This is a genomic window from Ktedonobacter robiniae (assembly GCF_016587375.1).
Classification (GTDB): domain Bacteria; phylum Chloroflexota; class Ktedonobacteria; order Ktedonobacterales; family Ktedonobacteraceae; genus Ktedonobacter; species Ktedonobacter robiniae.
The window spans coordinates 1,329,316-1,343,353 of record NZ_BNJG01000002.1 but is presented as its reverse complement, the minus strand read 5'-3'; the positions used below and the strand labels follow the sequence as shown (position 1 = coordinate 1,343,353).

The following is a 14,038-nucleotide window of genomic DNA, read 5'->3' as shown; positions in this document are numbered from 1 at the left end:
AGCGGATCGCCATGTCAAAGGGGCACGAAACATCATGCACCGCTAGCGGTGCATGATGTTTCGTGCCCCACACACTGTACTAGAGGGCCAGGGCCTCGTGGTGGGCTGTAAGCGACTCGGAGATCTGGGCGTCGGGTTGAGCGTGGACGGAGATGCTTGCCAGGCGTGGCTGGGCGTGGAACAGGTTGTGGCGCACATTCTCGACCACCTGGTTGCTTTCACGCAACGAGAGATTTTCGTTGACGAGGATCTGCATCTCGGCGGAGAGCTTATGTCCAAGCCAGCGTGCGCGAATATGCCGGACCTGCTGGACACCAGGCGTCTCACGAGCCACGCGTTCAAGTTTGTCAACGATGGCGGGATCGACCGCGTCCATCAGGCGGTGCCACATGGTGCGCGCCGTGTCTTTGACGATGAAGAGGATGGCGACGGTGATGAGAAGGCCGATAATGGGGTCCGCCAGGGGGAGACCGAGGAGGCTACCAAGCGCGCCAAAGAGCACAGCCAGGGAGGTCATACCATCGACGCGAGCGTGCTGACCATCGGCCACCAGCGCGGCAGAGCCGATCTCTTTCCCGACGCGGATGCGAAAGATCGCTACCCCCTCATTGCCCAGGAAACCAATGATGGAGGCCACCATGACCCACCAGACGTTGCGCAGTGGTTCTGGGTGGAGCAGCTTGATGATGCTCTCATAACCCGCCACAAGGGAGCTTAAGAAGATCATCAGCACAATGACGACGCCCGCCAGGTCTTCCGCGCGCCCAAAGCCATAGGTATAGCGCCGGGTCGCCAGCTTTTTTCCCAGCACGAAGGCGATACCCAGGGGGATGGCAGTCAGGGCATCCGAGAAGTTATGGATGGTGTCCGCCAGGAGGCCCACGCTACCGCTAATGAGGACGATAATGAGCTGGAAGAGAGCGGTCACCCCCAGGCCCAGCAGAGAGATTTTCAGTGCCCAGAGGCCACGGTCGCTGGTTTCAAGAGCGGTATCGACATTGACCTCGCCATGGCTATGTCCATGGAGGAAGGGAATTGCGTCGACAAGCCAGCCCAGCGGACCATGGCTATGTCCATGGTCATGATGGTCGTGATTATGGTGCGCACATGTATGATCGTGCTGATGATCATGCTTATGACTATGATTGTCATGGTCATGCTCATGTGACTCATGTGCATGGTCGTGCTGGTCGTGATTGTGCGTATGCTCTGGGGAATGGGAGTGCTCATGATGCTCATGGGCGGCGCTGGAATGTGCCATAGGTATTGTTCCTCCTGATAAGAAGTTAGTCCTCGTGTGAATGAATAATGTAGGGATGATCGGGGAGACCGCGTTGGACATGATCGACGTGATAGTTGGCCTCCTGGAAGAGCGCGGCCACATGCTGGTCATCCACTGAATAATAGATCGTTGTGCCATCGCGTCGGGATTTGACCAGGCGGCGATCACGCAGAAAGCGCAGGTGATGTGAGACACCCGATTCCGAGACGCCTACGACGATAGCCAGGTCACGCACACACAGCGTCTGGCGCGTCAGGGCATAGAGGATGCGCGCCCGCGTTGGATCGGCCAGGGCCTGAAACGTCTCCACGATCAAGAGGAGATTGATCTCGGGCAGGGCCTGCTGCTGTGCGGCCACGACGGCCTCGGCGTCAATAGGTGAACGTCCAGTCTCTTTTGCCATGGGTCTCTCGCTTCTCTCCCTTATCCCTTATCTGCTTATCTGAGTAACTACTCAGATAATAAAATATTATGCATCAGCTGTCAAGAGAAAAAATCAAATAGAACGCTGAAGGGCCTGGGCAGTTGCCCAGGCCCTTCAGCGTTCTATTTGATTGAGAAAGAGGGCTTAGGCGCCAATGGGTACAGGAGTGCTTTCGGCCTGTTTCGGTGCAGGCTGCGGGGGTTGGGTACGCCTGGAGCGGCGGACAACGAAGAGCAGCCATATGAGGGCTGTCAGGAGGCCAATGAGCGAGAGGGTCGCGCCGACGCGTAGGGAGAGCGGCTCATAGGTATAGCGCACGCGGTGAGTACCGGGACCTACTTTGAGCGCGGGTAGTATACCATCGATCTGCTGGATGGGTACGGACTGACCATCCAGCGAGGCGACCCAGCCGGGATAGGCGGGGGTGCCAATCACGAAGTAAGCAGGCTTATCCGTGGAGAAGGTAAAGGTGTCTGGCTCAGGTGCCGCGTTTACAATATGGATGGGCGTTTTAAGCGGCTGAAGTGAGTTCAGCGTTGGTAAGTGACCGGTGGAATCGGGGTTGACAAGGTAGGCATAACCCGCGTCGGCAGTGTTTTTGTAGAGGAAGGTATTATCAACCTTCCCGACCTGCACCAGGTGTGGATCGGAGAGCGGTCGGCGCGAGAGCACCACGCTTACATCCATCAAGCCAAGCAGCCTGGCATCTGGTTCGACGGTAGGGGAGTCATACGCAGGGATCGTAAATTGATAGCCATAAAAGGTATAGCCGCCCGCTTTCTGCATATAGGAGACGTAGGAATTGATCAAAAGCGGATTCCAACCATCGGCGAAGCGGGTCTGAGTCTGGACTGCGTCTAATTGTGGAAGGTTGCGCTGTGTACCATATATGCGCCCGCTGCCAGCCAGGTGCGTCGCGGTCTGCGTTAGCGTAGATGGCCTAGTAACGGCGCCGACATCGTTAGAGCGTGCATATCCACTGTCTGTAGTGACCAGCGTAAGCGCGACGATGAGGACTGCCAGGAGACCCGTTGCGACAGAGGCGTAGGAGGAGAGGCGTCGTATTCGATGTAGGAGCGCGTCGATACCGATCCCAGCGAGCAAGGCAAAGAGGAAGAGTCCTATAAACCAGATACGCGCCAGTCCACGGAAGCGGTCAAAACTGGGCAGGATATGGGCGGCAAGTAGATAGAGAGGTGAGGCATTACCCATCGCGAGCCCGGCGATGAGCACGAGACCCAGGAGCAGAGGCCAGGCTTTACGCCAGCGTGTGATGGCTGCGAGCAGTGCCAGGGCAAGAACGACCAGTCCGGGCGTGAGCATACCTTCCCAGGGCAGGTCAGGCCGGGCCTGCTGATTCAATAGCTCATGGAGAAAAACTTCCAGGGGATAGGTATCACCCGAACTTACTGAGGTCTGGCGGGTTGAGTGCATTGTAAACTCTAGCAGTGGCAAGAGATGGATTGAGGCGATCAGCGCGCCAATGACGCCAGCCACGGCTAAACCAGCCAGGGAGGCGAGGAACGCCTGGCGCCCCTCCAGGCACCAGCGCTTGACCAGGAGCCACGCGGCCTGGCCTGCCAGCATCAACATGCCATAGTAAGCCATCTGGGGATGTCCAGCCAGCAAGGTCATGGCGATGCAGATTCCCAGCAGCGCGCCCCAGCGGCGAGGCTCGCGTACAGTCGCCCAGCAGGAGAGGGCCAGCCAGGGGAACCAGGTCACGGTCTGAAAGATCGTCAGGTGGCCCGCGCCCAGGTGACTGATCAGTCGTGGCGTCGCCATATAGCCAATCGCGGCCACCAGCGCGGCGAGATGCGACAAGCCAAACGTACGACGTGCAAGCAGTAATGTACCCAGGCCAGCGAATAGCAGATGACCCAGGATAAGCACGAGATAGTAGTCACGCAGAGGGAGAAAGTGAACCAGGTGGGTTGGGGGATAGAAGAGCGCCGCCAGCGGATCGGAGGTTAGCGGCTGACCACCCCCAAAATAGGGATTCCAGAGTGGCAACTGATGATATTGAGCGAAGGTGCGCTGAATCAGGAGTGCGGTAGGCCAGTGACTGATCATAAGGTCACTCTCCTGCCTGGCCGCTGGCAGTTGATTAGAGGTAAAGGGCGCCGGCAGCAGGAGCGCGACCGCGACGATACCGAGTATTGCTAGCTGACCAACTACGCGCAGCCAGGCTGTCAACTTTGCTTTAGAGTATTGGAGTCTTTTGAAGTATTGGAGTCTTAAGGGTGGATTCTTAATCATCTATTCACCTTATCTCATCTAAAACAGTATAAGTTTTAGACGATTTTAAGTACATGCGGTAACGTTATGTATGCGCAGATCGCTTGACTTCTTGCACCATAAGCCCCTACCTCCATACCTCCTATGCTCTTGACTTCTTTGGCCCGGCTTATTATACTTGACTTATTAGATCAAGTAAGTTTTATTTGAATGCCAGTGTAGAAATCGGGATTGTTGTTGGAAGGAAAGAAGTATGCCTACCCCATTGAAGTTGATGTGCGTGCTGGCGCACCCGGATGATGAGTCAATTGCCCTGGGGGCACGCTAGCGAAGTATGCCGCGGAGGGTGTGGAGATCTCCCTGGTGGTTGCCACACGCGGTGAGCGTGGCTGGTTCAGGGATTGGAGCGAGTATCCAGGCCAGGAGGGTCTGGGGCGTATACGTGAGGAGGAACTGCGAGCCGCCTGTCGCGCACTAGGGATAGCGCGCCTGGACTTTCTAAACTATATCGACGGCGACCTGGACCAGGCAGATGGGGATGAAGCCGTGGCGAAGATCACGGCGCTGATGCGCCAGGTGCGACCCGACGTGGTTGTGACCTTTGGCCCGGATGGACTGTATGGGCATCCCGACCATATTGCCATCTCGCAGTTTACGACGGCCGCCGTGCTGTGCGCAGCCGACCAGGGCTATGGACAGGGCTGGCACCTGGGTCCTCATCGCGTAGCAAAGCTCTATTATCGCGTCTCCACCCAGGATTGGTTCGCGCACTACACCCCTATATTTGGCGATATGATCATGCATATCGACGGGCAGGAGCGCACCTGCCTCTCCTGGATGAAGTGGGCCGTAACGACACGCCTGGATACCAGTGCCTACTGGCGCCAGGCCTGGAACGCCGTTCGCAGTCACATCACGCAGATTCCGCCCCTGGAGAAACTGCCCAGACTCTCGGTTGAGGACCATAAGCGGCTATGGGGTCCGCAGGAGTTCTACCGCGCCTTCAGCCTGGTCAATAGCGGGCGAAGCGTGGAGCAGGACCTCTTTGAGGGGGTGCGGCGCGCATCCACGGCCAGCCTGCCCACCTATCAAGTATTTCAAATAAGTGGAGTATGATACCGTAGCCGCGTACGCCAGTAGCGGGCTACGGTATCATACTCCACTTATTTGAGAACTTCTTCTTTTTCGTCGTCGCTATGGCGTACCTCGCGCAAGTCTTCGGGACTGTCGAGCAGGTCGATGAAGAGCACGCCGTCCAGGTGATCAATCTCATGTTGGAGTGCCCAGGCGTAGTAGCCTTCGGCCAGGACCTTCATCGGCTTGCCATTCAGGTCCTGGCCTTTGACGATGACCTTATTGGCACGGCGCACATTCACGCCGTAGTAGCCTGGAATGCTCAGGCAACCATCCAGGCCGGTCTGCTCGCCCTCGGTCTTGATAATCTCCGGGTTCGCCATGGCGACCTTGTAGTATTTCTCAGTCTTGGGATCTTCAAGTTCCACGACAAAGAGGCGCAGCGAGAGGCCAATCTGGGGCGCGGCGAGACCCGCGCCGTCATTGGCATGCATCGTCTCAAACATATCCTTAACGAGCTTGCGCAGCGAGGCATCGAAGCGGTGGATGCGTTTGGCCTTCTGGCGCAGAATGGGGTCGCCCAGCATAACAATATTGCGTAGTGGCATGATTTTATTTTTCCCTCAATTTAGAATGTGTTTAACCAACGGCTATATGTGTCTCTTCTTCGCTGGCGCTTTCCCAGGTGAGCAGGTCATTGATTGTGACCGGGAAGAAGCGGTTGAAGTAGGTAAGCAGGCGATCCAGCGTCGTGTAGTCCACTCTCTGGCTACGCCCTGTATGCAGCGCTACCAGGACACTGAGCGAGACGCCGCTCTCTTCCGCCATGCGGCGCAGACTGATTGGACTGGTGTTCTGCATGGCGCGCTCAACGTTCAGGCGCGCGAGCAGGACTCGCAATTGACATGATATTGGCACGCGTCATTCTCCCTAATTTTTTATCGCTACCGTTTATACAAGCATAAGTATCAAACAGGGTTTGTATTGCTATCTCTACTATAGGTCATGTGTTTTGATATGTCAATACATTGTAGTGGCTTCTTTGTGCAAGACTCTTCGCACCTGCGGCGCTCAGGTGAAAATGTATGGGCACGGAGGCGTGGGCGTCCGCCCACGCCTCCGTGCCCATACATTTTCACCTTGTTGTAGGGTCCAAGCTAGCTTGGATTAATGAATTAGAACAAAAATTCTAAAAATGCCTGGAAATTAGAAAATTTGGTCTAAAAAAGTATAGACAGCCCATCTTTTTCTTGCTACAATCTCTACCAGGATTACGGTTATATTGGCCTTCGCGTTAGACACACGTTTATTGGAGTAGCGCGCTTTTTTAGCGCTGTTAATGTTGAAGCATAGAATAAGTTATACTGTCGGGTAAGGGGCCACTCTGCGGTCGGATACCACGGCGTGGTTGCATGAAAGGAGCAGTTGATGTCGATGCCGATAACTGGCGCCGAGGAGCAGGAGGCGGAGATGCGCCATACCCCCAGGAGTCTGGTGCGGTATCGCTCGTCCGATAAACAAGGCGCCTCTCATGCGAACGTGAAGAATGGGGCGCGTAAAGGTACGCAAGCTCCGATCCAGCGGGCCTCGCGTGTGCGCACAACCGAAGGTTATCCACCCCAGGTCACGGCTAAGCTGCCTGAGTCCGAGATAATGGATGCGCCGCGTGGGAGACGAGGGCAGGCCGCGCATCCCCTAGTCTATCTTGGCCTGGGTATGCTGGGTATGCTTGTGCTCTGGATATGTCTGAGTCTGCTTCTCGGCTGGGGCCAGGGCCTGCTTGATGATATGCGGTATGGGCGACCTCGCACATTCCAGATGGATATGCGCGTGGGGCACAATGAGCAGGCGGGCCAACCCAGCCACTTTATTGCCCTTAATCTGAATCGGCGTATCCAGGTTATTGAAATTTCGGGTGGAGATCCCGCGCACACCCATGTTTATACCGGGCCGCAGTTATATGGCGCGCAAGATGACCTCGTGCCCGTAACGTTGCGCTTTGTAGACGTCAATGGAGATCATCGCCCTGATATGATCGTGTCTTTTCAGGGGACGCAAATCGCCTACATTAACGAGCAAGACCAGTTCCGCCCCGCAACCCCTGCCGAGCAGCCCCAGATAGAGCGCTTCTTGCAGAGCCATTGATAAAGCGTATTGAATAAATTAGTTGTGGTTTGTCAGGCCAGATGAAGGCGGATGCGGTGCCAGGCATTGTTGGCGTAACCTTTGAAGTTCCAGAGCTGGCGGGCATCGGCGGGCTGTGTATGCCCGGTAGCGTCCCAGGCGCGGGCGAATAGCTGGTGTGGGCCGGGTGGAAGGTCAAGTGTTGTTTCCCAGAAGCACCAGGCCCAGGGATCGTTTCGCTCCGTAATCGTGGCGACGGTCCAGGTCTTGCCCTTGTCAGCCGAGATCTCGACCCGTTGGATGGGCGATCCCTCGCCTGTAAAGGCATACCCCAGAATGCGCACCGGTCCCGCCTCTAGCATCTGCCCATCCTGGGGTATGCAGATGACCGCGTTCAGGGGAAGTGTCTCCAGCATCTTACCCTGGCTGGTATCTGTCGGGGCCTGGGTGACGTTGGGTGGAAAGAGCTTATAGGCGCGGGCCTGGAAATAGTTATGCGAAGGCTCGTCTTGCAGGGTAATCGTCCCAAGCCATTTGACGCTGCGCGCGCCGATATAGCCAGGAATGATGACGCGTACCGGGAAGCCATGCATAGGCGTGAGTGGCTCTCCATTCATCTCAAAGGCCAGGATGACCTCGGGCGCCTGGGCCTTCTCAAGCGCGATAGAGCTGCCAAAGCCAACGGCCTTGCCCTCTTCCCACACCTCGTCGAGACCGCTGAAGGAGACGTAACGCGCCGCGGGCGCTATTCCGGTGGCCTGAAGCACATCGCGGAGGGCGACACCACGCCAGTTGGCATTACTGATAGGCTCGGCGCCCCAGGGAATCTCGTTGGGGATTGTATGCAAGGCCATAAGCTCGTTGCGCCGGCTTCCCGTGCATTGCAGGGTGGCCATGATTGTCTGAGAGGGAAAGCGGGATTGCAGCTCTTCCAGGCTGAATTCCAGGGGAGACCTGACCATACCTCCGACTCGGAAGCGGTAGGTTGCGGGATCGATAGTGGGTATAGATCCGTGATTGCGGGCGAAGAAGAGCGTCTGAGGCGTCACAAAGGAGCGGCGCAAAATGGGTAGGGGAGTGCCTGCATTCAAGGGCTGCTCCTGATAGACAATAGTAAGCGCGTGCGCGGAAGAATTACTCATACTGCCACCTCCGATCATAAACGTTTTGTGCCAGAGATAGCAAGCGTAGCTCGCTTGCTATCTCTATCACGCTTAATAATATGATGGGGTGACGCAGTATCATTGTGACCAGGGAGGTAGCTGCGCCCTGGCGTACGCGGCTACCTCCCTGGTTGCTGCGCGATATGCATTGCTCAAAGAGCATATTTACCAGTTGTTTGTGCTTGCTTGTTTAAGTGGAAGCGAGACTGTGAAGGTTGAACCTTTGCCTACGGTACTCTCGACCGAGATTCGGCCCTGGTGGGCGCGCACAATCCAATCGACGATGGCGAGGCCCAGGCCACTGCCGCGCTTGTGGGCGGCATCGCGACTGCGGGCGGCATCGGCGCGGTAGAAGCGCTCGAAGATATGAGGGAGGTGTTCAGATGCGATGCCCCGGCCTGTATCGCGCACGACGAGTAGCCCTTGAGCGCCCTCTTGCTTGACGGTCACGCTAACGCAGCCGTGGGGTGATGTATAGGCGATGGCGTTATCGACCAGGTTCATGACAACCTGGATCAGGCGGGCTTCGTCGCCCTGGACTTCGACGGGCGCCAGGTCCTGAGCCTGGAGGGTGATGTCGCGCTCCTGGGCTAATTCGGTGGCGGTGGAGATGACTGCGTCGACAACCTGGTCCAGATGGACGGACTCATAGATGAGATGAGCCTCTTCCTCGTCGGAACGTGCCAGGGCCAGGAGATTCCTAATCAGGTCGCCCAGGCGCAGGGTCTCTGTATTGACCTGCTGGATGACCTCCACATACTCCTGTGTGCTGAGTGGTTGGAGCAGGGCGACGTCGGTTTTGCTTTGAATGGCAGCGATAGGCGTGCGTAGCTCGTGTGAGGCGTCGGCGACAAAGCGCTTCTGGCGAGTAAAGGCATCTTCCAGGCGAGCGATCATAGCGTTGAGGGTGACCCCCAGGAAATAGACCTCGTCGCGCGCGCGCGGAAGAGGGACACGCTGGCTAAGATCACCGGAATTGATGGCGCGGGCCGTCGAGGTCAATTGGTGGATAGGCGCGAAGGCGCGCGCGGCCAGCCAGTAGCTACCCAGGCCGCTGATAGCCAGCAAGAAGGGTGTGAGTAGTAGCAGGACATAGGCGGTGTTGCGCAGTACGCTATGCAACTGGTTTAGAGACTCGCCAACCTGGATGATGGCGTAGGGGCGGCCATGATCTGTGAGGACCTGGCTATACAGGCGCAGCTCAACCTTGTCGCCTTTCTGCTCTCTTAGCTTTAGCGTCTGCTGCATGATCTGCTGGGTACCAAATTGAGCGGAGGTGAGGGTGGGCAGAGCGTAGAGGCGAAAGCCCGGCGACTCACGTACAACGCGCCCATTACTATCAAGGATGCGGACCAGTAAGCCATTAGTGATATCGGCGGGAATACTGCGAGGATCGGAGTGCGTGGCCTCCAGGCTCGGGATATTGCCAGTACGGTCGCTAATGGTCAGGTGGTTATTCTGTTCGCTGATTTCGCTGGTGAGCAGGCCAGCCTGGAGTGAGAGTGTAGTATCGAAGCTGCCCTCAAGCGAGCTTTCCAGGTATTTGTAGACGATAGCTCCCGCGCAGAGGATAATCAGGGCGAGCACGGCGGTATACCAGAAGGTGAGTTGGAGCCGCGTCCCCATGGGCCAGAGGTGAGAGCGCAGGCGCTGCAAGGTTTTCATATAGTTTTCCCTTTGAGCTGGTAGCCGACGCCACGAATCGCCTGAATGACATCGGGTTCGCCCGATGCGCAGAGCTTGTTGCGGAGATAGCGGATATACACGTCGATGATATTCGATTGGTAGGGGGCCTCGCCATCCCAGACGTGGTCCGCGATGGTTTCCCGGCTGAGCACCTGGCGTGGGTGATGAAGGAGAAACTCTAGCAGGGCGTATTCGCGGCTGGAGAGGGTAAGCTGGCGTGAGCCACGCCAGGCCTCGCGCGTCTGGGTGTCCAGGGTTAGGTCCTCGAACTGGAGCGTTGCCGAGGTAGCGCTCTTTTCGCGGCGCAACAGCGCGCGTACACGGGCCTCCAACTCGCGGAAGACAAAGGGCTTGACGAGATAATCATCGCCGCCCAGGTCGAGTCCACGCACGCGGTCATCGATCTCGCCACGAGCGGTAAGAAAGAGAATGGGGAGGGTACGATGAGCGCTGCGCAGGCGACGGCACACCTCAAAGCCATCCAGCGATGGGAGCATCACATCGAGGATCAGCAGATCGTAAGGCGTCGCCAGTGCGGACGCCAGCGCGTCCTCGCCATCAGTCGCCAGGTCGGTGACATAGTGAAAGCGCTCCAGGCCCCGCTGAATGTCTGGCCCTAAGCTAGGATGATCTTCCGCGACAAGAATGCGCATACCTTTTCTCCTTCTCGCTACTGGCGTACGCGGCTACTGGGGCTGCGCCCTGGCGTACGCGGCTACTTTGTTTTCCTAAATATACCTATACATTCCTCAATCCCAAAAGCGGAAGGGGAGACAAGATCAGAAAAGAAATTGCTGTGTGCAGCGGCAGATGCCGCTGCACACAGCAATTTCTTTTCTGATCTTATTTAATAACCAGGGTGAAGAGGACCAGGGAGACCGCGCCGACTGCGATACAGTAGTAGCCGAAGGGATCGAGGCGCCCGGTCTGGAAGTAGCGCATCAGGAATTTGGTGCTCAGGAAGGCCATGATACCGGAGAGGACCATGCCCAGGAGGATCATGCCCATTGTCGCGGTTGGCACATGGAAGAGCTGTGGCACTTCGAGCAGGGCGGCGGCACCGATGAGAGGTGTGCCCAGCAGGAAGGAGAAGTGCGCCGCATCCTCGTGGCTTAGTTTCGCGCCGAGGGCCGCAACCATGGTCGCGCCCGAGCGTGAAATGCCGGGGATCAGGGCCAACGACTGAGCGAAGCCGATCAGGATGGCTTCCCACCATTTGAGTGATTTGAGCGGGCGGGAGAGAATTTCCTGCTCTTTGGCTGGCATGTCCTGGAGCTTCTTCAGATTACGACGACGCCACCACTCACCGATGAAGAGCAGGATGCCATTCACGATGAGGAAGGTTGCCGCGATGATAGGTGAGGCAAAGAGTGATTTGAGCGGTTTCTCTAGAAAAACGCCCAGTAGGGCAGCAGGGATACAGCCAATAATAATGAGCCAGCTTACCCAGCCTTCGGTTCCTACCTGTACATTTGCCTCTTTAATACTGGTAAAGAGGGTTTTGCAGACCTGGAGCCAGTCGCGCCAGAAATAGATAACCAGCGCGATACTGGTCCCCAGGTGGAGCGCGGTGATAAAGGGAAGAAAACGCTCATCATGGACCAGGTCTCCCCAGTTGAGCAGACCAGGGACAATCACGGTGTGACCCAGGCTACTAATGGGAAAGAGTTCTGTAAATCCTTGTAGAAGAGACAGGAGAATGGCCTGCCAGAGCGTCAGGTTCATGCCTTACAAATCCTTTTCTTTCTTAAGAGACGTTAAAGCTGTTTCTATGCCTGCTCCGGCTTTACGCCCTTATTGGGACGCGGACGCGAGACGAGGGCGACGAGCGCGCCAACAATAGCCAGGCCCAGGAAGGCCACAAAATGCGTGGGGTGCGAGGCGGTCGAGTCATGAGTAACCAGGATGTGATCGTAACCAGGAATGATATAATAGATGCTGCACAGGAGCGCGATGATGGCAACGATGATGCCGCCGATGAAGAGGAACTTGCGATTATTCATTGGGATCTACCTTCTTTCTTTTTTTGTAGAGATTATATATAAATTGTATATGTTGCTGTGCTATCGCGCTTGCGGCGCTCGTTCTGGGTGTGGTGCTGCGCTCGCTACTGGCGTACGCGGCTGCTGTGGCGTACGTGGCTACTGTACCACACCATATTACCTAAAATCTCTACTTATTGCGAGTGTACGAAGTAAAAATGAGAAAATGATGAGAAGGAAGCGGGGTTTCCTAAAAGTACCGCTTACTGCTTATCCGATGGTGGCATAGATATAGAGACGCTCAAGTATTATTCATCACGCAATCGCGAGCAGTTTGTTATCTGTTGGGTGGAGTATCGTTGAGATAACGCCTCCCAAGGAGGGAAACACGCACATGCTTGAGCAATTGGCCGCATTGTATACACATGCTCTCAAGGAAGGAATAATACCCTATGCCTCTTGATCCACAAGTCGCCCTCTACTTGCAAAAGCTGGCAGAAATAAGCACTGAAGCAGGGCCAGAACTTTCGCTCGCAGAACAGCGTCATCAGTCTGAACTGGCCGCTCTTGAGCAGGCAGGGGAACCTGAAATCGTCGCCATTATCGCAGACTGCGTGATTTCTGGTCCTGATCGCGATTATCGCGGATATCCACGGGAATAAATGGGCGCTGGAAGCGGTTTTGGAGGATATTGAGCGGAGAGGAATCAGGCATATGCCCACCTGGGGGATACGATTCTGGGGCCGCTTGACCCTGTGGGGACGGCGCGTTTATTGATGGAGCGCGGGATTGAAGGAGTGAGTGGCAACGATGATAGAGTGCTATTAAACCCGCCTCAGCAGCCATCAGCATTGGAAGGCAGCTGCCAGGGCGGCGATCCGCAATGGGCGGGCAGATTGGGCCGCGTGGCTGCTGAGTGGGCGTGGTCGCTGAAACGCGGCTGGCTTGCCTGGCGTGTGAGAGAAGGCAGCTTGACTGTATTTACTTTTGTTGAAAATGGGGAGCATATATAGTATGAAGAAACGTAAATTGGGTCGTTCATCGCTTGAGGTTGTGCCGCTCTGCCTGGGTGGCAATGTCTTTGGCTGGACGATAGATGAGGCCGTCTCTTTCAATGTACTGGATGCCTATGTCGCCGCGGGCGGCAATTTTATTGATAGCGCCGATGTCTACTCGCGCTGGGTACCTGGTAATCAGGGTGGAGAGTCTGAAACCATTCTGGGCAAGTGGATGAAGCAGCGCAGTAACCGCGAGCAGGTGATCATCGCGACCAAGGTGGGCTCTGAAATGGGGCCGGAGCAGAAGGGACTCTCGCGCAAGTATATAATGCAGGCGGTTGAGGCCTCGCTCAAGCGTTTGCAGACAGACTATATCGATCTCTACCAGTCACACAGGGATGATTCCGAGACTGATCCTGAAGAGACGATGGCGGCCTATGCCGAACTGGTGCAGCAGGGAAAGGTTCGGGCGCTGGGGGCCTCAAACTTCACGGCTGAGCGCCTGCGGCTCTCGCTCCAGGCGAGTCAGCAGCATGGCAATCCACGTTATGAGAGCCTGCAACCGCTCTACAACCTCTATGATCGTGCCGATTTTGAGCGTGACCTGGAGCCTCTCTGCCTTCAAGAGCAGATTGGTGTCATTCCCTACTATGGCCTGGCGAGCGGCTTCCTGACGGGTAAATATCGCTCAGATAGGGATCTGCCTCAGAGTTCAAGGGCGCAGGGAGTCAAGCAGAGCTACATGAATGAGCGCGGTGAGCGCATCCTGGCAGCTCTCGACAAGGTTGCGGCGATGTACCATGCCACGCAGGCCCAGGTCGCACTGGCCTGGCTGATCGCTCGTCCCAGCATGACGGCCCCCATTGCTAGCGCTACCTCAGTGGAGCAGGTCAATGACCTCATGAAGGCGATTGATCTCAAGCTCGACGAGGCCGCGATTAAGACCCTGGACCAGGCAAGCTCCTGGCAGTAAACGCACAATAAATGTAGGATCCATGCAAGCTTGGAGAGCAATCTCTGGCGCGAGATGGCTTCCCAAGTCGGTAGGGGCCAGCTTCAGCGCGTCC

13 protein-coding genes and 1 pseudogene are annotated in these 14,038 nt (G+C 56.4%); 4 read left to right on the top strand and 10 right to left on the bottom strand.

Annotated features, from left to right (window positions below):
- Positions 1-79: 79 nt before the first annotated feature.
- The 3 genes from JMJ04_RS26525 to JMJ04_RS26515 form a co-directional block, all read right to left on the bottom strand.
- Complete coding sequence (locus tag JMJ04_RS26525; protein ID WP_201373430.1) at positions 80-1,261, bottom strand: cation diffusion facilitator family transporter; 1,182 nt, start codon at positions 1,259-1,261, stop codon at positions 80-82.
- Positions 1,262-1,286: 25 nt separating this feature from the next.
- The gene (locus JMJ04_RS26520) at positions 1,287-1,685 is read right to left on the bottom strand and encodes an ArsR/SmtB family transcription factor (RefSeq protein WP_201373429.1); all 399 of its coding nucleotides are present in this window, start codon (positions 1,683-1,685) and stop codon (positions 1,287-1,289) included.
- Between the two features lie 165 nt (positions 1,686-1,850).
- A complete protein-coding gene (locus JMJ04_RS26515) occupies positions 1,851-3,965 on the bottom strand; it encodes a glycosyltransferase family protein (RefSeq protein WP_201373428.1) in 2,115 nt (704 codons plus the stop codon).
- A gap of 306 nt (positions 3,966-4,271) precedes the next feature.
- Between JMJ04_RS26515 and JMJ04_RS26510 the strand changes: the two are divergent.
- Positions 4,272-5,060 (top strand): annotated as a pseudogene (locus tag JMJ04_RS26510) (PIG-L deacetylase family protein); the annotation flags it as partial.
- Between the two features lie 47 nt (positions 5,061-5,107).
- On the opposite strand, the gene def reads toward JMJ04_RS26510, so the two are convergent.
- Both def and JMJ04_RS26500 read right to left on the bottom strand, forming a co-directional pair.
- On the bottom strand, positions 5,108-5,626 hold the full coding sequence (def, locus tag JMJ04_RS26505; RefSeq protein ID WP_201373426.1) for a peptide deformylase: 519 nt from the start codon (positions 5,624-5,626) through the stop codon (positions 5,108-5,110).
- A 31-nt stretch (positions 5,627-5,657) separates the two neighbouring features.
- The gene (locus JMJ04_RS26500) at positions 5,658-5,936 is read right to left on the bottom strand and encodes a helix-turn-helix domain-containing protein (RefSeq protein ID WP_201373425.1); all 279 of its coding nucleotides are present in this window, start codon (positions 5,934-5,936) and stop codon (positions 5,658-5,660) included.
- Positions 5,937-6,446: 510 nt separating this feature from the next.
- On the opposite strand from JMJ04_RS26500, the gene JMJ04_RS26495 reads away from it, so the two are divergent.
- Positions 6,447-7,163 carry a hypothetical protein gene (locus JMJ04_RS26495; protein ID WP_201373424.1) on the top strand — a complete coding sequence of 239 codons (717 nt, stop codon included), beginning with the start codon at positions 6,447-6,449 and terminating at the stop codon, positions 7,161-7,163.
- Between the two features lie 32 nt (positions 7,164-7,195).
- Here the strand turns inward: JMJ04_RS26495 and JMJ04_RS26490 are convergent, their stop codons facing one another.
- The 5 genes from JMJ04_RS26490 to JMJ04_RS26470 form a co-directional block, all read right to left on the bottom strand.
- Entirely contained in the window at positions 7,196-8,284 is a 1,089-nt protein-coding gene (locus JMJ04_RS26490) for a sulfite oxidase (protein WP_201373423.1), read from the bottom strand.
- Positions 8,285-8,470: 186 nt separating this feature from the next.
- The gene (locus JMJ04_RS26485) at positions 8,471-9,970 is read right to left on the bottom strand and encodes a sensor histidine kinase (protein WP_201373422.1); all 1,500 of its coding nucleotides are present in this window, start codon (positions 9,968-9,970) and stop codon (positions 8,471-8,473) included.
- Entirely contained in the window at positions 9,967-10,644 is a 678-nt protein-coding gene (locus JMJ04_RS26480; RefSeq protein ID WP_201373421.1) for a response regulator transcription factor, read from the bottom strand. Before JMJ04_RS26480 ends, JMJ04_RS26485 begins: the two co-directional genes overlap by 4 nt.
- Before the next feature lie 190 nt (positions 10,645-10,834).
- The gene (locus JMJ04_RS26475) at positions 10,835-11,716 is read right to left on the bottom strand and encodes an undecaprenyl-diphosphate phosphatase (RefSeq protein WP_201373420.1); all 882 of its coding nucleotides are present in this window, start codon (positions 11,714-11,716) and stop codon (positions 10,835-10,837) included.
- A 44-nt stretch (positions 11,717-11,760) separates the two neighbouring features.
- Positions 11,761-11,994, bottom strand: a complete 234-nt coding sequence (locus tag JMJ04_RS26470; protein WP_201373419.1) for a hypothetical protein — start codon at positions 11,992-11,994, stop codon at positions 11,761-11,763.
- 431 nt (positions 11,995-12,425) lie between these two features.
- On the opposite strand from JMJ04_RS26470, the gene JMJ04_RS26465 reads away from it, so the two are divergent.
- Entirely contained in the window at positions 12,426-12,635 is a 210-nt protein-coding gene (locus JMJ04_RS26465; protein WP_201373418.1) for a hypothetical protein, read from the top strand.
- Positions 12,636-12,987: 352 nt separating this feature from the next.
- Positions 12,988-13,944 (top strand): aldo/keto reductase, encoded by a 957-nt coding sequence (locus tag JMJ04_RS26460; protein ID WP_201373417.1) that lies wholly within the window; start codon positions 12,988-12,990, stop codon positions 13,942-13,944.
- Positions 13,945-14,038 lie beyond the last annotated feature (94 nt).